General features: G+C 63.1%; 22 protein-coding genes and 1 pseudogene. 9 read left to right on the forward strand and 14 right to left on the reverse strand.

Annotated elements, in window-relative coordinates; all coding sequences use genetic code 11:
- Nucleotides 1-312: 312 nt before the first annotated feature.
- The 5 genes from tcuB to JQ575_RS35275 all read right to left on the reverse strand — a co-directional run bounded on the left by tcuB (nucleotide 313) and on the right by JQ575_RS35275 (nucleotide 6,525).
- The gene (tcuB, locus tag JQ575_RS35255; protein ID WP_212037819.1) at nucleotides 313-1,419 is read right to left on the reverse strand and encodes a tricarballylate utilization 4Fe-4S protein TcuB; all 1,107 of its coding nucleotides are present in this window, start codon (nucleotides 1,417-1,419) and stop codon (nucleotides 313-315) included.
- Between the two features lie 30 nt (nucleotides 1,420-1,449).
- The gene (locus JQ575_RS35260) at nucleotides 1,450-2,481 is read right to left on the reverse strand and encodes an esterase (protein WP_212037820.1); all 1,032 of its coding nucleotides are present in this window, start codon (nucleotides 2,479-2,481) and stop codon (nucleotides 1,450-1,452) included.
- Nucleotides 2,482-2,649: 168 nt separating this feature from the next.
- Nucleotides 2,650-4,050, reverse strand: coding sequence for an FAD-dependent tricarballylate dehydrogenase TcuA (gene tcuA, locus JQ575_RS35265; RefSeq protein WP_212037821.1), 1,401 nt, complete (start codon nucleotides 4,048-4,050; stop codon nucleotides 2,650-2,652).
- Between the two features lie 114 nt (nucleotides 4,051-4,164).
- Nucleotides 4,165-5,475 carry an MFS transporter gene (locus tag JQ575_RS35270; protein WP_212037822.1) on the reverse strand — a complete coding sequence of 437 codons (1,311 nt, stop codon included), beginning with the start codon at nucleotides 5,473-5,475 and terminating at the stop codon, nucleotides 4,165-4,167.
- A gap of 150 nt (nucleotides 5,476-5,625) precedes the next feature.
- A complete protein-coding gene (locus tag JQ575_RS35275) occupies nucleotides 5,626-6,525 on the reverse strand; it encodes a transcriptional regulator GcvA (RefSeq protein ID WP_212037823.1) in 900 nt (299 codons plus the stop codon).
- A 117-nt stretch (nucleotides 6,526-6,642) separates the two neighbouring features.
- Here JQ575_RS35275 and JQ575_RS35280 point away from each other — a divergent pair, with 117 nt between their 5' ends.
- Nucleotides 6,643-6,846, forward strand: coding sequence for a DUF1127 domain-containing protein (locus tag JQ575_RS35280; RefSeq protein ID WP_192737053.1), 204 nt, complete (start codon nucleotides 6,643-6,645; stop codon nucleotides 6,844-6,846).
- Between the two features lie 70 nt (nucleotides 6,847-6,916).
- Nucleotides 6,917-7,534 carry a GNAT family N-acetyltransferase gene (locus tag JQ575_RS35285; protein WP_212037824.1) on the forward strand — a complete coding sequence of 206 codons (618 nt, stop codon included), beginning with the start codon at nucleotides 6,917-6,919 and terminating at the stop codon, nucleotides 7,532-7,534.
- 64 nt (nucleotides 7,535-7,598) lie between these two features.
- On the opposite strand, the gene JQ575_RS35290 is transcribed toward JQ575_RS35285, so the two are convergent.
- Nucleotides 7,599-8,438, reverse strand: a complete 840-nt coding sequence (locus JQ575_RS35290; RefSeq protein ID WP_212037825.1) for an oxidoreductase — start codon at nucleotides 8,436-8,438, stop codon at nucleotides 7,599-7,601.
- 120 nt (nucleotides 8,439-8,558) lie between these two features.
- Between JQ575_RS35290 and JQ575_RS35295 the strand changes: the two are divergent.
- Nucleotides 8,559-9,489, forward strand: a pseudogene (locus JQ575_RS35295) (LysR family transcriptional regulator).
- A 78-nt stretch (nucleotides 9,490-9,567) separates the two neighbouring features.
- Nucleotides 9,568-9,972 (forward strand): nuclear transport factor 2 family protein, encoded by a 405-nt coding sequence (locus JQ575_RS35300; RefSeq protein WP_212037826.1) that lies wholly within the window; start codon nucleotides 9,568-9,570, stop codon nucleotides 9,970-9,972.
- 4 nt (nucleotides 9,973-9,976) lie between these two features.
- Here the strand turns inward: JQ575_RS35300 and JQ575_RS35305 are convergent, their stop codons facing one another.
- Both JQ575_RS35305 and JQ575_RS35310 read right to left on the reverse strand, forming a co-directional pair.
- Nucleotides 9,977-10,804, reverse strand: a complete 828-nt coding sequence (locus tag JQ575_RS35305) for an enoyl-CoA hydratase (protein ID WP_212037827.1) — start codon at nucleotides 10,802-10,804, stop codon at nucleotides 9,977-9,979.
- A gap of 119 nt (nucleotides 10,805-10,923) precedes the next feature.
- Complete coding sequence (locus JQ575_RS35310) at nucleotides 10,924-11,628, reverse strand: SDR family NAD(P)-dependent oxidoreductase (RefSeq protein ID WP_212037828.1); 705 nt, start codon at nucleotides 11,626-11,628, stop codon at nucleotides 10,924-10,926.
- A 187-nt stretch (nucleotides 11,629-11,815) separates the two neighbouring features.
- Here JQ575_RS35310 and JQ575_RS35315 point away from each other — a divergent pair, with 187 nt between their 5' ends.
- Nucleotides 11,816-13,600, forward strand: a complete 1,785-nt coding sequence (locus JQ575_RS35315) for an acyl-CoA dehydrogenase family protein (protein ID WP_212037829.1) — start codon at nucleotides 11,816-11,818, stop codon at nucleotides 13,598-13,600.
- Between the two features lie 48 nt (nucleotides 13,601-13,648).
- Nucleotides 13,649-14,737 (forward strand): Zn-dependent alcohol dehydrogenase, encoded by a 1,089-nt coding sequence (locus JQ575_RS35320; protein ID WP_192737061.1) that lies wholly within the window; start codon nucleotides 13,649-13,651, stop codon nucleotides 14,735-14,737.
- A gap of 146 nt (nucleotides 14,738-14,883) precedes the next feature.
- Here JQ575_RS35320 and JQ575_RS35325 read toward each other — a convergent pair whose 3' ends face one another.
- Entirely contained in the window at nucleotides 14,884-15,237 is a 354-nt protein-coding gene (locus tag JQ575_RS35325) for a nuclear transport factor 2 family protein (RefSeq protein WP_212037830.1), read from the reverse strand.
- Between the two features lie 79 nt (nucleotides 15,238-15,316).
- Nucleotides 15,317-16,789, reverse strand: coding sequence for an amidase (locus JQ575_RS35330; protein ID WP_212037831.1), 1,473 nt, complete (start codon nucleotides 16,787-16,789; stop codon nucleotides 15,317-15,319).
- A 174-nt stretch (nucleotides 16,790-16,963) separates the two neighbouring features.
- On the opposite strand from JQ575_RS35330, the gene JQ575_RS35335 reads away from it, so the two are divergent.
- Entirely contained in the window at nucleotides 16,964-17,965 is a 1,002-nt protein-coding gene (locus tag JQ575_RS35335) for an ABC transporter substrate-binding protein (protein ID WP_212037832.1), read from the forward strand.
- 21 nt (nucleotides 17,966-17,986) lie between these two features.
- Here JQ575_RS35335 and mbfA read toward each other — a convergent pair whose 3' ends face one another.
- The 4 genes from mbfA to JQ575_RS35355 all read right to left on the reverse strand — a co-directional run bounded on the left by mbfA (nucleotide 17,987) and on the right by JQ575_RS35355 (nucleotide 23,331).
- Nucleotides 17,987-18,958, reverse strand: a complete 972-nt coding sequence (gene mbfA, locus JQ575_RS35340; RefSeq protein ID WP_212037833.1) for an iron exporter MbfA — start codon at nucleotides 18,956-18,958, stop codon at nucleotides 17,987-17,989.
- A gap of 60 nt (nucleotides 18,959-19,018) precedes the next feature.
- The gene (locus tag JQ575_RS35345) at nucleotides 19,019-20,173 is read right to left on the reverse strand and encodes an alpha/beta fold hydrolase (RefSeq protein WP_212037834.1); all 1,155 of its coding nucleotides are present in this window, start codon (nucleotides 20,171-20,173) and stop codon (nucleotides 19,019-19,021) included.
- A gap of 259 nt (nucleotides 20,174-20,432) precedes the next feature.
- The gene (locus JQ575_RS35350; protein WP_212037835.1) at nucleotides 20,433-21,977 is read right to left on the reverse strand and encodes an acyl-CoA synthetase; all 1,545 of its coding nucleotides are present in this window, start codon (nucleotides 21,975-21,977) and stop codon (nucleotides 20,433-20,435) included.
- A 181-nt stretch (nucleotides 21,978-22,158) separates the two neighbouring features.
- Nucleotides 22,159-23,331 carry an acetyl-CoA C-acetyltransferase gene (locus JQ575_RS35355; RefSeq protein WP_192737068.1) on the reverse strand — a complete coding sequence of 391 codons (1,173 nt, stop codon included), beginning with the start codon at nucleotides 23,329-23,331 and terminating at the stop codon, nucleotides 22,159-22,161.
- A 148-nt stretch (nucleotides 23,332-23,479) separates the two neighbouring features.
- Here JQ575_RS35355 and JQ575_RS35360 point away from each other — a divergent pair, with 148 nt between their 5' ends.
- The gene (locus tag JQ575_RS35360) at nucleotides 23,480-24,148 is read left to right on the forward strand and encodes a TetR family transcriptional regulator (protein WP_212037836.1); all 669 of its coding nucleotides are present in this window, start codon (nucleotides 23,480-23,482) and stop codon (nucleotides 24,146-24,148) included.
- An 89-nt stretch (nucleotides 24,149-24,237) separates the two neighbouring features.
- On the forward strand, nucleotides 24,238-24,996 hold the full coding sequence (locus JQ575_RS35365; RefSeq protein ID WP_192737070.1) for an SDR family NAD(P)-dependent oxidoreductase: 759 nt from the start codon (nucleotides 24,238-24,240) through the stop codon (nucleotides 24,994-24,996).
- Nucleotides 24,997-25,076 lie beyond the last annotated feature (80 nt).

The following is a 25,076-nucleotide window of genomic DNA, read 5'->3' on the forward strand; positions in this document are numbered from 1 at the left end:
TCGTGTGCATTTTGTTTTGTGCAAACCGCACACGGGACCGCGGGTGCAGCGCGCACCCGGTCTTCCCTGCGCCCTCTCATTTCGAGGGCAAGGAAGTTTCTGGCAAAGCTCGGGCAGATCATGCCGCGAGATCGCGAAGCTATATCTGCTGGTTGAAAATTTGATTCCGAAGTGCAAGCGACACGGACGGTTGGCTCCCTCCCCCCTTGCGGGGGAGGGCGGGGGAGAGGGGTTCACACGGGCAGTCCCGATGACGCCACCCCTCTCCCTAGCCCTCCCCCGCAAGGGGGGAGGGAACATACTGTCCGCGTATCAAACATGCCCCATCATCCGCCGTTCCCGCGCATAGCGCACCAGGGCGACGAACCGATAGATGCCGTGCACGAACTTGCCATAGGGCATGGTGATGAACAGCGAGAACACCACGCCGAGATGCAGCGCCAGTAGCGGTCCCATCGCCGGCGTTGCGCGCAGGAACAAGAGTGCCATGCCGCTCAGGCTGGTCAGGAACAGCATCACGATGAACGCGACATCCATGCCGAGGCGTTTTTCATCGGCCAGCACAGGGTCGCGCTTCCATTTTTCGAGGAGCAGTCCCACCGGCCCGATCAGCAAGCCAATGCCGCCGAGCGTTCCCAGCACGACAGGCAGGTCCCACCACGGGTAGGGCGCCTGACGCGCCAGGAAATAATGATAGAGCGTCGCGACACTGGTCGAGGCAAAGCACAGCCCAAAACCATAGAAGGTGAGGTGGTGATAGATCCTGCGGCGGTCGGTCGGGCGATCGTCCTCGTTGAAGCAGCCCACGCCGCCGCCATCGAGATAACGCAACTCGCCGGCGTCACGGATCGCCTGCCAGATCGAGCCCGCATCGGCGCGCATGCCGACGGGCTCGCCGATATCGCGCCAGAACGCGCGCACGCCCATGACCAGCGCTACGATCGCATAGAGGAAGGCGGCGCCGAACAGCGCCGCCATCGCATTATGCGGCATCAATTTGTAGAACGCGCCCGGCCCGGTGTGGACGCCGAACAGCACCTGCCGGTCGTGGAAGGCGGCAAAGCCGAAGATGAAGGCGGCGACGCTGAGCGCGGCAACGATGCTGATCACGAGGCCGTTGCGCGCGAAGGCGCCGGAAAAGGCGCGGGGCCACACATAAGCGGCGTAGGATTCGTTCCGCGCCACGGCCAGCGTCTGCGGCACATTGACGTTGAACTCATGCGGCGGCGAGAACTGGCAATCGGTGTAGCACGCGCCGCAGCCGTGGCAGAGGTTGGCGAGGTAATTGAGATCGCCGTCGGAAAACGCGCGGCGCATCTCCATCGCCGGAAATACCGCGCAGAGCCCCTCGCAATAACGGCAGGAATTGCAGACCGTCATCAGGCGGTCCGCCTCCTCCAGAATTCTCGTTCCGTGCATTGCGTGATGCTCTCTTCCGTAAAGTATACGTTACTTGGTGAGGCCCTTGCCCTCGAGCCATTTCTGGATCAGGGCCGCGACCTCGGCATTGTTCTTGTCCATCATCACCATGTGCGAATTGCCCTTGATGCCGGCCTTCGGCAGGTCGATGACATCGACGCTGCCGCCGGCGGCCTTGATGCTTTCCGCAAAGGCGACGCCGGTGGCGCGGATCTTCGGCCAGCGCGAGTCCTGCTCGATATAGTCGCCATAGACCATCAGCGTCGGAATGTTCTTGAGCACATCGACCTTGGCGGGATCGCCGACCCCGGCGGGCTCGATCGCGATCAGCGCCTTGACCTTGTCGGGGCGCGCCTGCGCCACCTTGAAGCCGAAGCTGCCGGCCTGGCTGTGGAACAGGATGATGGAGGGACCGACGCGGTCGATCTCGGCGATATAGGCCGCAATGATCGCGTCATCCGTGGTGGTCCAGCGCGGCACGTTCTGCTTGACGAAATTCTCATAGCCGTCGTTCGGGAACTGGTTGCCCGGCAGCAGCTTGCGCTTGGCCGGATCGGCATTGTAGGAGCCGGCGCCGTCGCCGATGCGAAAGCGCTCGAACGGATTGGCAGTGGTGAGGAACACCGGTTCGCTCTTGAAGATGTCGGGATATTGCGCCCAGCCGGCGCGGCCGCGCTCGACCGCGTCCGAATTGTAGACCGCCCAGCCCTTACGCAGAAAATAGTTCAGCCAGCCTTCGCGTCCGTCCGGCGTGGTCTCATAGGTGACGCCGGTCAGCCCGCCGCCATGCCACATCAGCAGCGGATAGGCGCCCTTCTCAACGGCGGGCAGGAAATACTGCACATACATCTGCTCGACCTGGTAGGTGCCGTTCGGATCGACCTTTGCCGGCACGCCGCCCGGCGTGAACGTCACTTCCTTCACCGGCTTGCCGGAGATTTCGACCAGCCGCCCGCCGACGTGGAACGATCCCATGTCGCGCAGCGCGATCGGCTCGGCGGCATTGGCCAGCGTTGCAGACATCAGAGCCGCAACTGCAGAAATAATCGCTACGCGTATCATCAAGCCTCCCATCGTCGTTATCTCCCTCTCCCCGCCCTTCGCGGGGAGAGGGTAGGGGTGAGGGGCTCTCTCCACGTTCCGTGCTCGCGGAGAGAGCCCCTCACCCGGATTGCTTCGCAATCCGACCTCTCCCCGCGAAGGGCGGGGAGAGGTTACTCAACAACCGTCCTAGTTTCTCGCATTCTTCGCCGCTTCCCGTCCCGCCACCCGTCCGAACACGCTGCCGATGGTCATGCCGATGCCGGCGGCATAGCCCTTGCCGAGCACGTTGCCGGCCATGATCTCGCCGGCGGCGAACATGTTGGCGGAAGGCTTGCCGTCCTTCATCACCATGCGCGACTGCTTGTTCACGCGGGTGCCGAGATAGGTAAAGGTGATGCCGGGCCGCACCGGATAGGCGAGGTATGGCGCGGCTTCGATCTTGCGCGCCCAATGCGTTTTCTGCGGCGTGATGCCTTCGGTGCGGCAATCATCGAGAATGGTGTGATCGAACGTGCCGGGCTGCACCGCGGCGTTGAAATCGGTGATGGTCTTTTCCAGCGCGGCCGGATCGAGTTCGAGCTTGGCAGCGAGCTCGGCGATGGTGCCGCCCGCGATCGGCGGGAACAGCGTCGGCATGAAACTCGTGACCACGGCCGAATCGAAAATGATGTAGGCGATCTGGTCGGGCTGGGCCGCCACCAGCCGGCCCCAGATCGCGTAGCGCTTCGGCCAGATGTCCTCGCCCTCGTCGTAGAAGCGCTGGGCGTGCTTGTTGACGACGATGCCGAACACGACGGAGTCGTGCCGCGTGATGATGCCGCCGTCGAATTTCGGCGCCCGGGCGTCGATCGCGACCGCATGGCATTGCGTGGGATCGCCGATGTCCTGCACGCCCTTGGCCAGCAGCATTTTCAGGATCGAGCCGCGATTATAGGGCGTGCCGCGAATGAGAAAGTTGTCGGCGGCCTCGCCCCAATATTCCTTCAGCCATTCGATGTTGGCTTCAAAGCCGCCGGCGGCGGCGACCAGCGCCGAGGCGCGGATTTCCGTGACGCCGTCGATCGGTTGCTTCAGGTGAGCTGCCAGGAACATGCCGTCCTCGATGTGGAGGTCGGCAACCTCGGCGTCATAGATGATCTGGACGCCGAGCTGTTCGGCGGTCAGATACAGCGCGTTCAGCATCGCGCGGCCGCCGCCGAGGAAAAACGAATTGGTGCGGCCGAGGCTGAGCGTGCCACCGAGCGACGGCTGCCAGCGCACGCCCTGTTCGACGATCCAGTTCAGGATGTCCTTGGACTCCCGGATCATGAATTTTGCCAGCTCTTCGTCGGTCTCGCCGCCGGTCACCAGCAACAGATCCTGCCAGAATTCCTCTTCGGTGTAGGGCCCGGTGAGGATGGCCGTCGCGGCGTCGTGGGCGCAGCGCATGTTGCGGGTGTGCCGGGTATTGCCGCCGCGGTAGAATTTCGGCGCGCCTTCCAGCACCAGCACCGACGCGCCGGCCCTGCGGGCGCTGATCGCGGCGCACAGCGCGGCGTTGCCGCCGCCGATCACCAGAACATCGAACCTGCGTTTCAAATCCACCATGCGCTCTTGTTATCGTTGTTTGCATGGAAATCAAATTGGCTGCCGCGCGACATGCGACAATGTCGGATACGGCGCGCACCGCGGAATGATCCGTCAGGGTTTCCCTGCAATGCTCTAGGCGGGAACGGCGTCGCGGGTCGCGATGGTTTCTCCGCCGCGATAGATGGCGAGCGCTGCGATGATGCCGAGCGTCGCGGCGCACATCAGCCAGTAGGCGGGGGATGCCTTGTCGCCGGTGTGATCGATCAGCCAGGTCGACGCAAACGGCGTAAACGTCCCGAACAGGCCCGCGGCGAGCGCAAAGGCCAGCGAGAAACAGGTGGTCCGGACATGCGCCGGCACGACCTCGACCAGCGCGCCCAGCATGGTGCCGCTGTAAACGCCGAAGTAGAACGAGAACATCATTTCGACCGCCAGCATCTTGCCGAAGGTGGGCGCCGCGATCAGCCAGTGCAGTGCTGGATAGGCGGTCACCAAAGACAGGCATGCAATCGCCAGCAATACCGGCTTGCGCCCGATCCGGTCGGACAGCGCGCCGCCGACCGGATTCCAGATGAAGTTGGCCACGGCCACCAGCAAGGTGACGAGGAGGGCGTCCGGCGTGGACAGCTTCAGCACGGTCTTGCCGAAGGTCGGCGTGTAGACGGTGACGAAGTAGAAGGTCGTGGTGGTCAGCACCGCCATCATCATGCCGAGAACGACGATGCGCCAGTTTGCCAACGCGGACGCGAACACTTCCGATGCGCTCGGATGCTTCTTCATGGCGAGGAAGGCAGGTGTTTCTTCCAAGGTCCGCCGCAGCACGAAAATGAAGGGAATGATGAGGCAGCCGATGAAAAATGGAATGCGCCAGCCCCACGCCGCAACCGTCTCGGCCGGCATCACCTCGCTCAGCACATAGCCGAGGATCGCGGCAACAAAAATGGCGACCTGCTGGCTGGAAGATTGAAACGAGGTGTAGAAGCCCCGGTTGCCGGGGGTGGCAATCTCCGCCAGATAGACCGACACGCCGCCGAGTTCGACGCCGGCGGAAAACCCCTGCAGCAGCCGGCCAAGCAGCACGATGATTGGAGCGGCGATTCCGATCGTCTCATACCCCGGACAGAAGGCGATCACGACCGTCCCGATCGCCATGATGGCGAGCGTCACGATCAAACCCCGGCGCCGGCCGATGCGGTCGATATAGGCGCCGAGCACGATGGCGCCGACCGGGCGCATCAGCGCGCCGAGCCAGAACACCCCGAACGCATTCAGCAGCGCCGCCGTTTCGTTCTGGGCAGGAAAGAACGCCTTCGCAATGGCGCTGGCGTAAAATCTGAACAGGAAGAAATCGAATTGCTCGAGGAAATTGCCGCTGGTCGCACGCAGGATGGCGCCGATACGCGATTTGATTTGCGGTATTTCCGAACCACTTGCCTGCGCCATGACGCCGTCCTCCCGCTGTGTTGCCGCCGGCGCAAAAAGCCTCGTTGGCCGAGACAGTTAGCCTGCTTGGTGCGACAATTTGGCACAGTTAAGCGTGACGGCAACCCGCAAAACGTGGAAGGTGCCCTGAGAACGCGGAATGTCGGTCTCTCAGGGCTTGCTCTGCACCGAAGCGACCAGCCATTGCCGGAACGCCGACAGTTTCGGCGGGTCCGTTCGTCCCGCGGGCGAGACCAGATAGAATCCGGCATCGGTCGGCAGCGTGATCTTGAAGGGCACCACGAGGCGACCCTTGGCGATGTCGTCCTCGACATAGGCCGAGCGGCCCATCGCGACGCCGAGGCCGTCGATGGCGGCCTGCACCGTCATGAAGATGAGATCGAAGGTCACGCCCGGCTGTTTGGAAAAGTCCGCCGGCAGGCCGGCCGCCGTCAGCCACAGCCGCCAGTCATCGCTGTTGAAGTTGCTGGTATGCAGCAGCACGTGGTCGCGGAGGTCTTCGGGGCATTTCAGCGGCTTGCTGCCCTTCAAGAGGTTCGGGCTGCACACCGGAAACAGCTCGTCCGCCATCAGCCAGTCGGCGCGCAATCCCACCCATTGGCCGCGGCCGTAGCGGATCGCGGCATCGACATTGTCGCGCTGGAAGTCGACCAGATTGGTCGAGGTGGTGATGCGCACGTCGATCCCGGGATGCGCTTCCTGGAACGCGGCAAGGCGCGGCAGCAGCCATTTGGCGGCGAGCGAGGCCAGCGTCGAGACCGTCAGCACATGGTCGTCGTCCTTGCGCAGCAGCCGGTCGGTGGCGAGCCGCAGGTCGTTGAAGGCGGCGCGGATGCCGGGCAGGTAATCCACCGCCTGCGGCGTCAGCGTCAGCGCCCGGTTCTGGCGGACGAACAGGCGGACGCCGAGCTCTTCTTCCAGCCGCTTGATCTGATGGCTGATCGCGGTCTGCGTGACGTTCAGCTCAGCCGCCGCCTGCGTGAAACTCAGATGCCGGGCGGCAGCCTCGAAGGCGCGCAACCCATTCAGCGACGGCAGCCTGGCGGTCATCTCCAGCACTTCCCCAATATATGACTTTTTATCATCCGAAGCGGTACAAAGTGTCGTTTGTGAAAGGCCCTGGGAGCGCAGATATTGGCGACAACAGATTAGAGATAGGAGCTTCAAATGTCTACTTTCACGCATGAATCGATGATAAATCATCATGGACAGAGCCTTTTCAGCCAGGTCGCCGAACTGATCCATGTCTGGCGGCAGCGTTCCGCGGCTCGTCGGGAACTGGCCAATTGGTCCGACCGGGAACTCCACGACATCGGCGTCTCCCACGGCGATGCCGTCTACGAAGCCTCAAAACCATTCTGGCGGGCATAAAATGCAGCCAGGCCGGCGTCGCCTCATCAGGGGGACGTCGGCCGTTCTTTTCGAACGACGGGAGCGTGCGATGACGACGATGCGTTTCGACGATCTCAGGCAATATTCGGACCTGCTGCGCGCGCGCAGCGGAGAGGCCCTGACCGTTCGTTTCGTCGAGCCGCGCGATGCCGAGGCATTGCAAAGCTATTTCCGCGCGCTGACGATCCGCTCCCGCTATAACCGCTTCCTCGGCGCCACGCGTGAATTGCCGCCGTCGGTGCTCGAGGATTTCATCCATATCGGCGAAGCCGACCGGTTCAGCGTGGTCGCGACCATGCTGGTCGACGGCCATGAGATCATCGTCGGCGAGGCCCGCTACGCGTTCGAGAACGGCAGCATCGAATTCGGCCTGTCGGTTGACGACCGTTGGCAGGGCCACGGCATCGGCAAGGCGCTGTTGAAGAATCTCGAATGCCGCGCCGCGTCGTTCGGAGCTGACCGTGTGTTTGGCGACACCCTGCGCTCCAACGAGGCCATGATCGGCCTCGCCCGCAAATCCGGCTACGCCTTCATGCCGACCCCCGGCGACTGGAAGCTGGTGCGCTTTGAAAAGCATATCGACGTCGAACCGCAAGACATCCCCTGTGCAAGCTGGCGGCTTGCCGCCCTCTCGCGCCAGGCCACTATGTCCTCGGTTGCGGTTTGACGAAACTAGGCCCGGTTCTGGCTGACCAGAACCGGGCTATTTTTATGCTTCGGCGTTCAGCAGCTCACGCAGCCTCTTCACTCCAGTCGGTCGAAGTCGAAACCTCGCGCCAGGCCGCGAGCTCCTTGGCGACGAACGCGTTCTTGGCCTCGATCCGCTCCACCGTGTCGCTGCCGAGCGGCAGTCGCAGCGGCGGCGTCTTGGTGTTGGCAAGCCTGATGAAGGCCTGCGCCAGCTTGCGCGGATCGCCGCGCTGGCCGTGATTGACGTCATCCGCATGCGCGCGGGTCTTGCCGACGCTGTCGGCGTAATCCTCGATATGCTGCGCGGTGCGCGCCAGCGAGGATTCGTCGAGGAAATCGGTGCGGAAGAATCCTGGCTCCACCACGGTGACATGGATCCCGAGCGGCGCCACTTCGCCGGCCAGCGCTTCGGAAATGCCTTCGACCGCGAATTTGGTCGCGCCATAGACGCCCCAGCCGGGAAAACCGGCGTAGCCGCCGACCGACGAGATGTTGATGACGTGGCCCGCGCGCTGCCGGCGCATATGCGGCAGCACCGCTCTGGTAACGCCGAGCAGCCCGAACACATTGGTGCCGAACAGTTTCGTCGTCTCAGCGGCGCTGGCCTCCTCGATCGCGCCCAAGAGGCCGTAGCCGGCATTGTTGACGAGGATATCGATGCGGCCGAACTTCTTCACCGCCTGGCCGGCAGCCTCGTGCGCCTCGGCCTCGCTGGTGACGTCGAGGCGGGTCGCCAATAAACGCTCATGCGAACCGAGCCGGGCAGTGACGGTGGAGGGATCGCGCGCGGTCGCGACCACCGCATCGCCCGCTTTCAACGCGGCTTCCGCGATCAAAGCGCCAAACCCCCGGGAAGCTCCTGTGATGAACCAGACACGCATGTTCTCAGCCCTTTCGTTGCTGCCCAGCGCTTTCGCCGGGCTGATGGGCAATCAATAGCGGCTGGCCATAAGTGAGATAATCCGCTAAATATTTTACAAGCTACTGAGCAAAATTCAGCAATGAGAATCGACCCCTCCGATCTCGCGACCTTCCTCGCGATCGCCCGGCACCGCAGCTTTCGCGCGGCGGCGACCGAGCTCGGCGTCTCTGCTTCCGCGCTCAGCCACGCGCTGCGCAACATCGAGGAGCGGCTCGATCTGCGCCTGATCAACCGCACCACCCGCAGCGTCGCGCTGACCGAGGCCGGCCAGCGCCTCTTCACGCGCATCAGCCCGGCGTTTCGCGACATCGACGACGCGCTGGAGGACCTGAACAATTTTCGCGGCAAGCCGGCCGGCACGCTGCGCTTCAATGCGGCAAGGCAATCCACCCAACTGGTGCTGTTGCCGATCGTGACGGAATTTCTGAAGGAGTTTCCCGACGTCAACGTCGAGATCGTGATCAACGATGCGCTGATCGACATGGTCTCGGCCGGCTTCGACGCCGGCGTCAGGTTTGGCGAGACCGTCGCCGCCGACATGATCGCGGTGCCGATCGGCCCGCGGCATCGCTTTGCGGTGATCGGCTCGCCCGGCTATTTCAAGCGGCACAAGCCACCGGTGACGCCGCATGATCTGAAGGGCATGCCGTGTATCCGCTACCGCTTCTCCGGCGGCGCGCTCTATCGCTGGGAATTCGAGCGCGGCGGCATCGAGGTTGACATCGACGTCGAGGGCCCGCTGACGCTGAACGTACCAGGATCTGATGGTGGATGCGGCGTTGCAAGGGACCGGTCTCGCCTTCGTATTCGAAGGCCAGGTTGAGGAACTGATCACGAAACGCAAACTCGTCCGCGTACTCGCCGACTGGTGTCCCGCCTATCCCGGCTTCTTCCTGTATTATCCGAGTCGCCGCCAACTCCCGGCGGCGCTGCGGGCCTTCGTCGATTTCGCAAGAGCAGCCGTCGCGTCCGTCGCGCCACGCGCGAATGCAAAGATGCCCCGGGCATGACAGACGTTGGGCGGCAGCTATCGATTGAAAACCGCGCCGGCCCCGTTTAGCCTTGCCCCACCGAGCGGAGGGCGGCGCATGGCAGTCGATGCTGGATTCGTGCGGAAGATCTTTGCCGGCCTCGAACACGGCGACGGCGCAGCATTCTTTGGCCATGTCACTGACGATGTCGACTGGATCGTGATGGGCACGCATCCGCTCGCGGGCCACTACACATCAAAGGCCGATTTCATTGCCGGGACCTTTGCGAAGCTCGGCAAGGTGCTGCCCCATGGCGCGCAATTGCACGTCGATAATCTGATCGTGACTGACGACGTGGCGATCGTGGAACTACATTCGGAAGCGACCGCCAGGAACGGCCTTCGCTTCGACAACCACTATTGCTGGGTCTGCTATTTCAATAACGACAGAATCGTGCGCGTGCGCGCCTATCTGGATTCGGTGATGGTGGCTCGCCTGTTCGCCGAGAACCCGATAAGTTAACCTCTCAACCGCCCCTGAACACCGGCTTGCGCTTCTCGATGAAGGCCTGCACCGCTTCCTTGTGATCCGCCGTCACCTGAGTGCGGATCATGCGCTCGGCCTCATGATCGCGCGCGGTGGCAAAATCGAACATCAGGGCTTCGTCGAGATTGTCCTTCATGTAGCGGATCGCGATCGTCGGACCTTCCGCGATCGATTTGGCGAGCGCGAAGGCTTCGGCCTGAAGCTTGTCGTCCGGGACCACGCGGTTGACGAGGCCGATCGTCTCGCACCTGGCGGCATCGACCCGCTCGCAGGTGAACATCAATTCGCGCGCCCGCGCGGTGCCGACCAGCCGGGTCAGCAGCCAGGCGATACCATAGTCGCCGCTCAGGCCGACCTTGAGGTAGCCGGTGGAAAGGAAGGCCGATTGTGCGGCAATACGGATGTCGCAGGCCATCGCGAGGGCAAGCCCGGCGCCGACCGCGGGGCCGGGCAGGGCCGCAATGGTCGGCTTGCGCACCGAGACCAGGGCGCCGGTCAGCAGACGTTGCCGTTCCTGCAGATCGGCGACTCGCTCGTCATGCGACATTTCGAGCTTCTTCTTGTCGCGGTTGGCGCCCATGCCCTTGACGTTGCCGCCGGCGCAAAATGCCGTGCCGGCGCCGGTGAGCAGCAGCGCGCCGACTTCGGGGTTCTCGCCGCAGGTCTTGATCATGTTGCGCAGCGCCGGCGTCAGGTTATCCGACATCGCGTTGCGCGCCTCGGGGCGGTTCAGCGTGATGATGGCGACGCGGTCGCGGATCACGCACAGCAATTCATTGGTGCCGGTGTCGACGGTGATTTCGGTCATGCTTCCCCCAGTTGTTGTTTTTTCTCCGTCATTGCGAGGAGCGAAGCGACGAAGCAATCCATTCTTGCTTCTGGGTCTATGGATTGCTTCGTTTCACTCGCAATGACGGCACTATCCGTTCAAAACTTCTCCACCCACGGCCGTAATTCCAGTTCCCAGGTCCAGGCACTGCGCGGCTGTTGCAGCACGTTCCAGTAGCTCAACGCAATGGCGTCAGGGTCGAGCATCGAATCCGGCCGGTCGGCGGGCTCGGTGCGGGCAGCGCTGCGGATGCCGCCGTCGATGACGAAATGCGCGACGTGAATGCCTTGCGGCGATAGTTCACGCGCCATACTCTGGGCAAGGCCGCGCAGTGCGAACTTGCCCATCGCGAACGGAGCTGACTGCGGATAGCCCTTGACGCTGGCGGAGGCGCCGGTGAACAGGATCGCGCCGTGCTTGTTCGGCAGCATGCGCATCGCCGCCTGCTGCGCCACCAGGAAACCGCCGAAGGCGCTGACTGCGATCGCGTTGGCGACGTCGGCCGGCACCAGGTCGGTGAAGGGGCCGCGTGCCCGTCCGCTGGCGTTATAGACAACGACATCGGGTGTCGCGATCTCGCGCTCGACCTGACCGAACAGCCGTTCGACGTCGTCGGCGTTGGTGGCGTCGCAGGCATAGGCGCGGGCGCCGGTTTCGGTGCATAGCGCGCCGAGTTTTTCGATTTTGCGGGCGGCCAACGCAACGCGGATTTTCTCCCGGGCGAACAATCGCGCCAGCGATGCGCTCAAGCCTTCGCCGGCGCCGACGATCAGGGCGGTCTTGTAGGTTGGCGGGGTCGGCATGGCGGCTCTCCAGAAGTGACCGGGAACAGGTATTTAGGGGCGTAATTCCGCCAGACAACCCGTTGGGTCATGGCGAGGCTGATATCCGTCCACCATGGGGTGACCCTCCAATTATGCTTGTTGACGGCTTGATCGCCTGCGCTATCGGTAGATGATCAATATCGGGCGGAACGAACAAGAGATAAATATGCAGCAGCCTCTCACGCATGATCGCAGCACGGCCGCGGCCGACAAGCCAGGATTGCTTGCGCCTGATACCTCGGGGATGAATTTCTACCGGGCCGATCCGGCGCTGACCGATCTGCTGCGGCTACATCTGCCGGAGCCGCTGTTTCGCCATATCGAACCGCATCTCGACCGACTCGGCGAACTGGCCGGCGGTCATCTTGACGAATGCGCGCGGCTGGCCGATCGCCACACGCCGGTGCTGCACCAGCGCGACCGTTTTGGCCGCGATTCCCAGTATATCGAATATCATCCGGCCTATCGCGAGCTGGAGAAGGCCGCCTTCGGCGAGTTCGGCATTCACGCGCTCTCGATCCGCAAGGGCATCATGGGATGGCCGGACAAATATCCTGTTGTCGCCAAGCACGCCTTTACGTTCCTGTTCAATCAGGCCGAGTTCGGCCTCGGCTGTCCGATCAACGTCACCGACGGCTGCGCCAAGCTGTTGAATAATTTCGGCAGCGAGGCGCTGAAGGCGCGATATCTCGACGGCCTGACGCAAACCGACATGAGCAAACTGACCCAGGGCGGCCAGTTCATGACCGAGAAGGAAGGCGGTTCCGACGTCGGCACGCTCACCACGACGGCCGTGCAGGAGGGCGATCACTGGCGACTGCATGGCGAGAAATGGTTCTGCTCCAATGCCGACGCCGAAGTGGTGATGCTGCTGGCGCGCCCGGAAGGCGCAGGGCCCGGCACGCGTGGCGTCGGCCTGTTCCTGATGCCGCGGCGGCTCGAGGACGGATCGCAAAATCACTATCGGATCGTTCGGCTGAAGGACAAGCTCGGCACCCGCTCGATGGCTTCGGGCGAGATCAAGCTGGAAGGCGCGATTGCCTATGCCGTCGGCAAGCTCGATCGAGGCTTTGTGCAGATGGCCGAGATGGTCAATTCGTCCAGGCTTTCCAATGGCGTCAAATCCACCGCGCTGATGCGGCGCGCCTGTCATGACGCGATGACGGTGGCGAAAAATCGCGTGGTATTCGGCCAGCGCATCATCGACCTGCCGCTGGCGCGGCGGCAGTTGATGAAAATCATACTGCCAACCGAACAGGCGCTGTCGATGAGTTTTCTCACCGCTGACGCGCTTGATCGCGCTGAAGCCGGCAGCCAGGACGCGGCAGCATTGCTGCGCATCCTGACGCCGACGCTGAAATTCCGCGCCACCCGCGACGCCCGCAAGGTTTGCGGCGATGCCTTGGAGATGCGCGGCGGTATCGGCTACATCGAGGAATTTGCGACCGCGCGGCTGCTGCGCGACGCGCATCTCGGCTCGATCTGGGAAGGCACCGGAAATATCGTAGCGATTGATGCGCTGAAGCGCGCGGTCGGCCGTCACGGCGCCGATGCCGCGCTCGCCGCCGATCTGCATGCCCGCCTCGATGACAGCGCCAATGTGCCGCAGGCCTGGCGCAATCGCCTAAGGGACCTCACCGACCGCGCCATCAGCTTTGCGCGCGAGGTCGCCAGCAAGTCCGACAATGAGGGCGACGCGCGACGCGCCACCAGCCTGCTTTATCATGTCGCCAGCGCCGTGGCGCTGACATGGGAGGGCGGCCGCATCCATGAGATGCGCGGCGACGCGAAGCGTCTGCTGCTCTCGCGCATGGTGATCGATCACCGGGTCTCTGCGTCAGATCCGTTCCGCTTGGCGGAAAATGCCACGCAGCGCGCCATCACGGAGCACCTGCTCGGCGAACGCGCGGTAGGGATGGCCGAGGTTGGCGATTTGCTCACCGCAGCGTAGGCTTCCGTCCACGTTGACGTTCAAGAACAACAATCAAGGGAGTACCCGATGAAGGCCGCCGTTCTGCATGAAGTGAACCAGCCGCTCGTGATCGAGGATGTCAGCGTGCCGAATCCCGGTCCGCGCGAAGTCTTGATCCGCACGCGCGTCGCCGGCCTTTGTCACTCTGATCTGCATTTCATGGAAGGGCTCTATCCGCATCCGCTGCCCGCGGTGCTCGGTCATGAATCGGCCGGCGTGGTGGAGAAAGTCGGCTCGGATGTGACCTATGTGAAGCCCGGCGATCACGTCGTGACCTGCCTGTCGGTGTTCTGCGGCACCTGCGACAATTGCACCACCGGCCGCACGGTGCTCTGCACCGACACGACGGTAAAAATGCTGCCGGGCGTGTCCAACCGGCTGTCCTGGGCGCGCTCGGAGAAACTCAACCAGTTCCTCAATCTGTCTTCGTTCGCCGAACAGATGCTGGTGCACGAAAATGCCATCGTCAAAATCCGCAATGATATGCCGCTCGAACTGGCCGCGCTGATCGGCTGCGGCGTCATCACCGGCTATGGTGCTGTCGTGAACACGGCTAAAGTTACCGCCGGCGAAACGGTCGCGGTGATCGGCTGCGGCGGCGTCGGCATGGCCGCGATCAACGGCGCGGCGATCGCCGGCGCCGGCCGCATCATCGCGATCGACACTAATCCCGCCAAGCTGCAGCTGGCGACCAAGCTCGGCGCCACCGACATCGTCGATCCCCGCAACGGCGACGTCGTGCAGCAGGTGCGCGAACTCACCAAGGGCGGCGTCAACCATTCGTTCGAAGTCCTGGGCCGCAAGGAAACCGCGGAGCAGTCGTTCGCGATGCTCGCCGCCGGCGGCACCGCGACCATCGTCGGCATGATCCCGTTCGGCCAGAAGATCGAACTGCACGGCTTCGACTTCCTGCGCGAACGCCGGATCCAGGGCTCCTCGATGGGTTCCAACCATTTCCGCGTCGACATGCCCCGCCTGGTCGAATTCTACATGCGCGGCAAGCTGCATCTCGAAGACTGGATTTCGGCCAAGCTGAAACTGAGCGAGATCAACGAGGGTTTTGCCAACATGAAGGCTGGCAAGACGGTTCGCAGCGTGATCATGTTCGATGCGTAGCATCCGTCGTCCCGGCCTTGAGCCGGGATCTATACGCCGCGGCCGTCGTGGCTAAGCAAGGAAGATAACGACCAGCGTGCAAAAGCAATTGCCGCTGGTGGTTATGGGTCCCGGCCTTCGCCGGGACGACAACTGAGGTCTTGGCGTCACCGCGACACATGCGCCGATACCGCGAGCCATTTCCCGTTCTGCTTCGCCCAGCAGTCGGTATACCGCCCATGGGCTTCCTGCCCATCCGCCGTTGTATAACGCGTCGCAGCGTGGATGATCGCGAAGTCGCCGAGGATGCGAATCTTCACATCCTCCGCTCTGAGATTCCGGATCGTCACCGCCACCGCGGTCTGCTTGAGGAACGCCGCGCGGTCGATCAGCGTCTTGTCGGGATTGGAGCAGTAGAAGTCCTGCGCCAGGATCTGATCGAAGCGTTTGACGTCGCTGTTCTGCACCGAGTCGATATAGTCGCGGTTCAGCGCGGTGAGTTGTTCGATATCCTGGCTCATGGCTTTTCCTTCGGCTTGTTCGGGCGATTATGGATCGCCACGCGCCATAGGCAATGACGTCGCAGGTAAGTTTTGCCCGTCAATCATCCAGCATCGGCGGCGGCTTGAAGCCGCCGAATTCGCGCTCGATCAGTTCGGCGAGTTTTAGCGGCGTGCGGTCTTCCAGCCAGGGGCCGACGATCTGGACGCCGATCGGCAATCCGTCCGGCGCGAAGCCGGTCGGGATCGCGGTGGAGGGCAGGCCGGGCAGGGTGGCGATGCCGGGCCAGGCGAGTTGATCCGGATAAACGTAATCCCTGCCATCGATTTTGATGCGGCGTTGTTCCTGGTCGGCTGAATGATCGTGCGGATAGGCCGGTGTCGGCATGATCGGGCAGATCACGGCATCGAACGTCCGAAACAGCTCGCGCCACTGCGCGCGCAGACGCACGCGCCCGCCGTCCGCCATCAGCCAGTCGCGATGGCTGAGCGCGATGCCGCGCAGCCGTTCGGTGCCGAGGCTCATATCGTCGGCCGGAAGGGATGCCGCCGCAGCCTGCGCACCGGCATAGATCTCGGGCGCATAGGATGCGGAGAGGAACGACAGCAGCATCCGCATATACAGCCGGGATGATGCGGCGAAGTCGGGCAGCAGCCGGCTTTGGCGTTCGACCTTGACGCCGGCCTTGGCCAGATTGGCGGCAAGTGTTTCGAGCGTCCCGCGCACGGCCTTGTCGGTTGGCATCAGCGGATCGGTATCGATCAGCAACACGCGGAAATCCTTCAACGCGGTGTGGCGTGCCGCTGGTAGTTCCAGTCTGTAACCCTTGCCGGCGTCGAGCGGATCGGGGCCGGCGATCACATCGAGAAGCAGCGAGTGATCGGCCGCGCCGCGTGCCATCGGTCCGATCACGGAAAGATCGCGGTTGGACGGCAGCGGCGGCAAGGACGGCGGCGTGTGGCCGCGCATGGCCACGAGGTCGAAGGTCGGCTTGTGCGCATAGATGCCGCAGTGAAACGCCGGCACGCGCAAGGAGCCGCCGATGTCGGAGCCGAGCGACAGCGCGCCGTAGCCGGCCGCGAGTGCCGCCGACGATCCGCCGGACGAGCCGCCCGGCGTTCGGCCGAGATCAAAGGGATTGTTGGTCGTGCCGTAGATGTCGTTGTAGCTCTGCCAGTCGGCGAGCCCGAGCGGCACGTTGGTCTTGCCGAGGATGACGCCGCCGGCAGCCTTAACGCGCGATATGGGGAGCGCGTCTTCGGTTGGCTTGAAATCCTTCTGTTCCGGAATACCCCAGGTCGTGGGCAGGCCCGCGATATTGAAGGATTCCTTCACCGTCATGGGAATGCCGAGCAGCGGCTTGCTGACGCCGCGCGCCAGTTCCGCATCGGCGGCACGCGCAGCGGCGAGGCCACTCTCGAAATCGCGCACGCAGACTGCGTTGATCCTGGAATCGTGCCGCTCGATGCGGCCGATCGCATCCTGCGCCAGTTCGACGGCGGAAACTTTTTTTGCAGCGAGCGCTGCCGACAATTCAACGGCGGTCTTGAAGCTCCATTGCGACTTGGCCAAGGCTTGCTCCCGGTCTGTTCTTGATGCGGCGCGGATGATGCTCAGTTTGGCGGGGCGCTGCAAGAGCAATAGCTGTACAGCGGCGGGGCGGCCATGCTGCCAATGCTATTGGCGCGCACGCCTTTCGCGCGCTAGTCTCCGGATCAACAAAAAATGAAAAGACGGGAGACGACCATGAGGACCACTTGGGTGGCAGCTGCCGCGATCGCGTTCGCCATCGGCAGTGCAACGACGACGGCCGGTGCGGCTGAGATCAGGTTGGCCGAACAGTTTTCGATGGGCTACCTGCAATTCAACGTCATGAAGCGCGACAGGTTGATCGAGAAATACGCGTCGCAACGCGGCCTGAAGGATTTCAAGGTCTCATGGCAGCGCTTCAACGGTCCGGTGGCGATGAACGAGGCGCTGCTGTCGAACTCTACCGACATCGTCAGCGGAGGAGTGCCTGGTCTGATCACGCTGTGGGACAAGACCAAAGGCACCTCGTTCGAGGTCAAGGGCATCTGCGCGCTCTCCTCGCAGCCGTTTCTCCTGAACACCGCCAATCCCGATATCAAGTCGATCAAGGATTTCAGCGAGCGCGATCGCATCGCGGTGCCCTCGATCAAGGTATCGGTTCAGGCAGTCCTGCTGCAGATGGCGGCAGCGGAAACTTTTGGTGAGGCGAACTACGCCAAGCTTGATCCGCTGACGGTGTCGATGTCACCGCCGGATGCGACCATCGCGCTATTGAGCGGCGCGGGCGGTGTCTCCTCGGCCTTCAGCGTACCGCCGTTCCAGTTTCAGCAACTCGAGCAGAAGAACATCCGCACCATATTGACCTCGTTCGACGTGTTGGGGCCGCATACGTTCACGGCGGCATGGACCTCGGCACGGTTCCGCAAGGACAATCCCGAACTCTACGCCGCCTTCCTCGACGCGGTGAAGGAAGCCACCTCGATCATCGCCGCCGATCCCAGGGGCACGGCACAAAGCTGGATCAGCGATTCCGGCTCCAAACTGCCGCTCGAGATGGTGACGAAGGTGGTCACCGGTCCCAATGTCGAGTGGACCATGACGCCGGCGGCGACGATGAAATTCGCCAAATTCATGCGCAAGGTCGGCACCACCAGGAACGAGCCGATCTCATGGAAAGACCTGTTCTTTCCGGAGATCGGCGACCTCAATGGCAGTTGAGGCTCCTTTTATCCGCGCCGGCTATGACGCGCCGATCAGGATGCCGACGCCGAGCACGATCACGCCGCCGAGCACGATCTGGAACACCGCCTGCAGGAACGGCGTATCCATGTATTTCGCGCGGATGAAGGCGATCGCCCATAGTTCGAAGAACACGACGACGCCCGCGGCCGCGGTCGCGGTCCAGAATGCGTTGGGCCAGGAATCCGGCACCAGATAGGGCAAGGTGTGGCCGAGGCCGCCAAGCGCCGTCATGATGCCGCTCGCCGCCCCGCGCAGCCAGGGCGAACCGCGCCCGGTCAGTGAGCCGTCGTCGGACAGCGCTTCGGCAAAGCCCATGCTGATGCCGGCGCCGATCGAGGCGGCGAGGCCGACCAGAAACGTCTGCCAGTTCTGATGCGTGGCGAACGCGGCGGCGAACAGCGGCGCCAGCGTCGAGACCGAGCCGTCCATCAATCCGGCGAGACCGGGCTGGACATATTGCAGGACAAAGGCGCGCCGCCGCGTCTTGTCTTCCTCGGCGCGCACATCGGGGCTGAGGATCTGGTCGGTGAGTTTCACCGCGAGCTTCTCGTGCCCCTTTTCCTCCTCGGCGAGGTCGCCGAGCAAACGGCGCACGCCGACATCCTCGGCCTGTTCGGCGGCCTTGATGTAGAACTGCTCGGCCTGCAGCTCCATCACCTCGACCTCCTTACGGATCGTGTCGAGCGGCAGGTTTTTCGTCAGCCAGATCGGACGCCGCTTGAAGAATCCCCGGACGTCCTCGCGGCGGATCGGCGGCAGATGCGGGCCAAAGCGCTGCTGATAGAGTTCGAGCAGCCGATGGCGGTGGCCGGTCTCTTCCTCCGCCATCTCCCGAAAGAGCTTCGCGGAGTCCGGATAGCGCTCGGCAAGGTCTTCGGCGAAGGTCATGTAGATGCGGCTGTCCTCTTCTTCGGAGGAGATCGCAACAGCCAGCACTTCACGCTCGGTCAGTTCGGAAAAATTCTTCACGCGGACGCCCCATTTCCGGAAGTTCCAGATGTAGGCGGCCGCGGTTCCCTTTTCAAACCATCAGCGAACAGATTTGGCCTTTTCCAGAAACTGCAGCAGCAGCCGGCTCACTTCGGCGGGCTGCTCCTGCTGCACCCAATGGCCGGCGCCATCGACGAGATGACAGCCGATCATGTTGGTGCAGGCTTTCGACTGCATGGTCTCGAACACACCAGGGCGCTGATAGGTGCCCCAATCCTGCTTGCCCGAGATGAAGGCCGAGGGCACGTCGATGGTGCGGCCCGACCAGGTCTGCAATTCAGGCAGAAACGCCCCCGAGGTGCCGCAGCGATACCATTGCAGGCCGCCCTGGAAACCGGTGCGGGTATATTCGGCGCTGTAGAACGCAAGCTCGCTGTCCGGCAGCCATGTGTTCGCGGCGATCGCGGCAGCGGAGGGCATTTCCTGGGCCACGGTCGCGGCCATGTCCTTTACGAGATCCATCACATAATAGGTCGGCAGTTTGGCGATTTCGGCCGCCGTCCATGATTTCAGCGGATAGGGCGGGTTGTCTTTCCAGTCCGCGCTCTTGTGATGGTAGTAGGCGCGCAGGAAATCATGCACGCCCTGCGGCGCGTGGTGCATGTTGGCGTCGGCCTCGCGCGTCGAATAGTACCACTGGTAATGCTTGCGTGGCCGCGGCAGCGCTGCCAGCTCGCGATGGATGGGGTCTTCCGCTGCAGGCTTGGCCGGGGCATCCGCGGTGTTGAACGGCAGCGCCGGCGGGCCTGCGAACGGCGCGCTCATCAGCGCGACCGAGCGGAACACATCCGGCCGCAGCAGCGCGCACCAGGCCGCGACCGACGAGCCGAAATCATGCCCGATCACGGCATCGACGCTCTTGTAGCCGAACGCCGACACCAGCCCGAGCGCATCGCGCACCAGATTGGTGAGCCGGAACGAGGCAAGATCGCCGTCGTAATTCGCGTCCCACCCCGTGGTCCGGCCATAGCCGCGCTGGTCCGGCGCGATCACATGATAGCCCGCAGCCGCCAGCTGCGGCATCACCTTGCGCCAGCTGAAGGCCAACTCGGGAAAGCCGTGTAGCAACAGCACGCAGGGCCGGCCGCGGGTCTCAAAGCCGGCTTCCAGCACATGCATGGAGAGGCCGTTGATGCCTTCGACGTAACGGGAGCGGATGCCGGCGGGGAGGGGGATGTCGGGGAGATCAGCCATGGTGTTTCCTCGTCATGGCCGGACTTGTTCCGGCCATCCACGTTCTTCTTGGTGAGAGACTGTAAAGACGTGGATGCCCGGGACAAGCCCGGGCATGACGAAAACAATTTTCTCGTCGTCCCGGCCAAGCGAAGCGCGAGCCGGGACCCATACGCCGTGTCCTATCGATGAGAGTACCGACGTTGGATCCCCTCTGAAACAACTAAGGCCGCGGAGTATGGGTCCCGGCGTTCGCCGGGACGACGGCAATAATTGTGCGCTACCCCTTCGCCGCCGGCTTCGGCCAATACCTGTCGCGCAGATGCCGCTTCACCAGCTTGCCGGTGGGCGTGCGCGGCAGTTCGGCCTCGAAGTCGATGCTTTTGGGGCATTTGATCGGCGACAGATGCTTTCTGCAGAACAGGATCAGTTCGGCCTCGAGCTCCTTGCCGGCTTTGGCCATGTCGTGCGGCTGCACCACCGCCTTGACCTCCTCGCCCATTTCCTCGTTCGGCACGCCGAACACCGCGACGTCGGCGACATCAGCGTGGGTGATCAGCACGTCCTCGGTTTCCTGCGGGTAGATGTTCACGCCGCCGGAAATGATCATGTAGCTCTTGCGGTCGGTGAGGTAGAGAAAGCCCTCGTCGTCGAGATAGCCGACGTCGCCGAGAGTCGACCAGCCGCGGTCGTTATAGGCGCGTTTCGTCTTCTCGGGATCGTTGTGATAGGCGAACACAGGCGCATCCGCGAAATACACCGTGCCGATCTGGCCGGTCGGCGCTTCCTGGTCGTTCTCGTCGAGAATTTTGACCTTGCCGACCACGGCGCGGCCGACGGTGCCGCGATGGCTCAGCCATTGCTGCGAGTTCGACACGGTGACGCCGTTGCCCTCGGAGCCGGCGTAATACTCGATCAGAATCGGCCCCCACCATTCGATCATCTTGGCCTTCACATCGACGGGGCAGGGTGCGGCGGCGTGGATCGCGCCCTTCAATGACGCGACGCTGTAGCGCGTACGCACCTCCTCCGGCAGCTTCAGCATCCGCACGAACATGGTGGGCACCAGCTGCGACTGGGTGGCCTTGTATTTTTCGACGAGTTTCAAAAACTCCTCGGCGTCGAAGGAATCCATGATGATGGAGGTGCCGCCGAGGATGGTCGCCATCATGTTGAAGCGCAGCGGTGCCGCGTGATAGAGCGGCGCCGGCGACAGGTAGATGCTGTCAGCATTCATGCCGCACATGTCGCCGCAGAGGACTTTCAGGAACTGGTTGGGCACCTCGATCCTGTTGCCCTCGAACGCCTTCTTGATGCCTTTCGGCCGCCCGGTGGTGCCCGACGAATACAGCATGTCGTAGCCGGCGACCTCGTCCGCAATCGGCGTCGTCGGCTGCGCGAGGGCTTCCTTGTCCCAGGAGCGGAAGCCGGCCTGCGGCTCGTCGACCATGAAGAACAGCGGTTCGCCCGGCTCGCCCTTGATCAGGCCTTGCACCTTCTCGGCGCATTTCGGCGTGGTGATGAAGACCTTGGCGCCGCAATCCTTGATGATGTAGGCGATCTCGTCTTCGGTGAGATAGCGGCTGATCGCGGTGTAATAGAGTCCTGCGCGCTGCGCCGCCCAGCAGATCTCCATGAACGCCAGCCGGTTCTCCATCAGGAACGCGATGTGGTCGCCGGCCTTCAGCCCGAGCGCGCGGAACAGATGCGCGCCCTGGTTCGAGAGTTCGTCAAGCTCGCGATAGGTGATCGCTTTTCCGGTGCCCGCCATCTGGTAGGCGATCTTGTTGGGATGCGTGCGGGCGTGAACGGTCGGATGGGTCATGGAAAAATCCTGAAAACAATCACCGGTGTCGTCCCGGCCTTGAGCCGGGACCCATAACCACCGATTTGAACTGTTGAAGCGGGCTGGAGCTCCAGCCAATTTTCACCACGGAAGCCTGTGGTTATGGGTCCCGGCTCAAGGCCGGGACGACACCTTTTTTGTGGCAGCCAACGGCTACGGCCTACAGCCGTTCCACGATCGTCACGTTCGCCATGCCGCCGCCTTCGCACATGGTCTGCAGGCCGTAGCGCTTGCCCCGCTGCTTGAGCGCGTTGACCAGCGTGGTCATCAGCTTGGTGCCGGAGCCGCCGAGGGGATGGCCGAGCGCGATCGCGCCGCCATTGACGTTGAGCCGCTCAGGGTCCGCGCCGGTGGTCTTCAGCCACGCAACGGGAACTGCGGCAAAGGCCTCGTTGACCTCGAACAGGTCGATGTCGTCGACCGACATGCCGGCCTTCTCCAGTGCGCGCTTGGTGGCGTGCAGTGGCGCATCCAGCATGATCACGGGATCGCCGCCCATCATGGTGAGGTGATGGATGCGCGCCAGCGGCTTGACGCCCAGCGATTTGAGGCCCTTTTCGTTGACGACCATCACGCCCGAAGCGCCGTCGCAGATCTGGCTGGCGCTGGCTGCGGTGTGCTTGCCGTTCTCGGCGATCAGCTTGACGCCCTTGATGCCGTCGAGGCTGGCGTCGAAGCGGATGCCCTCGTCGATGTGGTGGGTGTCGGTCGAGCCGTCGGCGCGGGTGATCTGCAGCGAGACGATCTCGTCCTTGAACTTGCCGGCTTGGGTGGCCGCAATCGCGCGCTGGTGGCTGTTGTAGGAATAGGTATCGAGCTCTTCCTTGGAGAGACCGTATTTCTCCGCCATCATTTCCGCGCCGGTGAACTGGCTGAACATGATGTTCGGATAGAGCTTCTCGATGCCCGGGCTCTTGTAATGGCCAAAGCCGTTCTTGGCCGGCAGCGACGAGGCGAGACCCATCGGTACCCGCGTCATCGATTCAACGCCGGCTGCGATCACGCAATCCATGGTGCCGGACATCACCGCCTGCGCCGCGAAGTGCAGCGCCTGCTGCGACGAGCCGCATTGGCGGTCGATCGAGGTGGCGGGCACGCTCTCCGGCAGCTTCGAAGCCATCACGGCGTTGCGGCCGATGTTGTTGGACTGTTCGCCGGCCTGCATCACGCAGCCCATGATGACGTCTTCGACCTGCGCGGGATCGGCGCCGCTGCGGTCGATCAGGGAATCCAGCACGGAGGCGGCGAGATCGGCCGGATGCCAGCCTGCGAGACGTCCCCCCTTGCGGCCACCGGCGGTGCGAGCGGTGGCAACGATATAGGCCTCGGCCATGTCTGTTCTCCCAAGATTGTTGTTGGATGGCTTTTGAATGATGGGCCGGATTTAAGGGGTGGCCCGGGATTTAGTCAATCAATCAATTAACTCTTGAGTGCAGCCGCGGCATGCGCTTATGTGCGGCCGGATTTTCCGGCAGGCAGTGATGGCATCTGAGCTGAATACCAGCATACCGACCAGGCCGGCGGCCGGCAAAAACACCACCGCCGAGAAGCTGCTTGTGGCGGCAAGCGAATTGATGATCGAGCGCGCCTCGATCGAGGTGTCGCTGTCCGACATCGCTCAGAAATCCGGCGTCAACGCCGCTTTGGTGAAATACCATTTCGGCAACAAGGACGGGCTGTTGCTGGCGCTATTGGCGCGCGACGCCGCAACCGAAATGTCGCAGCTCGAATATCTGATCAGCCAGCCGATCTCGCCGACCGCAAAACTCAAGCTGCATATCGGCGGCATCATCCGCGCCTATTACCAGTTCCCGTATATGAACCGGCTGATCCACTACCTGCTGCATGAAAGCAGCACGGAAGCCGCCGACGAGGTGTCGAAGTTTTTCGTCGCGCCGCTGTTGGATTTTCAGCGGCGGCTGCTTGCGGAAGGCATCAAGGTCGGCGAGTTCCGCAACATCGATCCCGTGATGTTCTACACCAGCCTGGTCGGTGCCTGCGATCACCTGTTTTTCGGCCGCCACGCCATGTCGCGCGCGACCGGCGTCGGTCCGGTCACCGACGAAGTCTGCCGCCAGTACATCAAGCACATGGAAGCGCTGATCTGCGGCGGCATGCTGAGTGAAAAGAAAGCCGTGAATGGCGAGTAGCGGATAGCGAATGGATCTCTTCCGTTCGCCACTCCCTGTTCGCCATTCGTAAAGTCCAGAGAAGAAACGCCCAAGGAAAGGTTGATAAAATGCAGTTGAATGATGTTGCCGTTCTCATCACCGGCGGTGGCTCCGGTCTCGGTGCCGCTACCGCCCGCGCCATGGCCGCCAAGGGCGCGAAAATCGGCGTGATCGACCAGAACAAGGAAAACGCCGAAGCAGTCGCCGCCGAAGTCAAGGGCGTCGCCCTCCACGCCGACGTCACCGACGAGGAAGCGATCAAGGCGGCGATCGCCAAGGCCGAAGCCGCGCACGGCATCGCGCGCGTGCTGATGAACTGCGCCGGCATCGGCGGCTCGCAGCGCACTGTCGGCAAGGACGGCGTCTATCCGCTGGCCAAGTTCGTCCGCATCATCAACGTCAATTTGATCGGCACCTTCAACGTGCTGCGCCTGTTCGCCGAACGGCTCGCCACCGCGCCGCCGATCGGCGAAGAGCGTGGCGTCGCCATCAACACCGCCAGCGTTGCGGCCTATGAAGGCCAGATCGGCCAGATCGCCTATTCGGCGTCGAAGGGCGGCGTCGTCGGCCTCACGCTGCCGGCCGCGCGCGACCTCGCCAGCCTCAAGATCCGCGTCAACACCATTGCGCCGGGCCTGTTCCTGACGCCGCTGCTGATGGGATTGAACGAGGAAGCGCGAAAGAGCCTCGGCGCGCAGGTGCCGCATCCGGCACGCCTCGGCGATGCTTCCGAGTACGGCAACCTCGCGGTCCACATCGTCGAGAACCCGATGCTCAACGGCGAAACCATCCGCCTCGACGGCGCCATCCGCATGGCGCCGCGGTAGGCCTTCTTCCTTCTCCCTTGTGGGAGAAGGTGGCTTCGCGAAGCGAAGACGGATGAGGGGTTCTCTCCGGTTGGCAACCC

This window comes from Bradyrhizobium sp. JYMT SZCCT0428, from assembly GCF_018131075.1.
GTDB lineage: Bacteria > Pseudomonadota > Alphaproteobacteria > Rhizobiales > Xanthobacteraceae > Bradyrhizobium.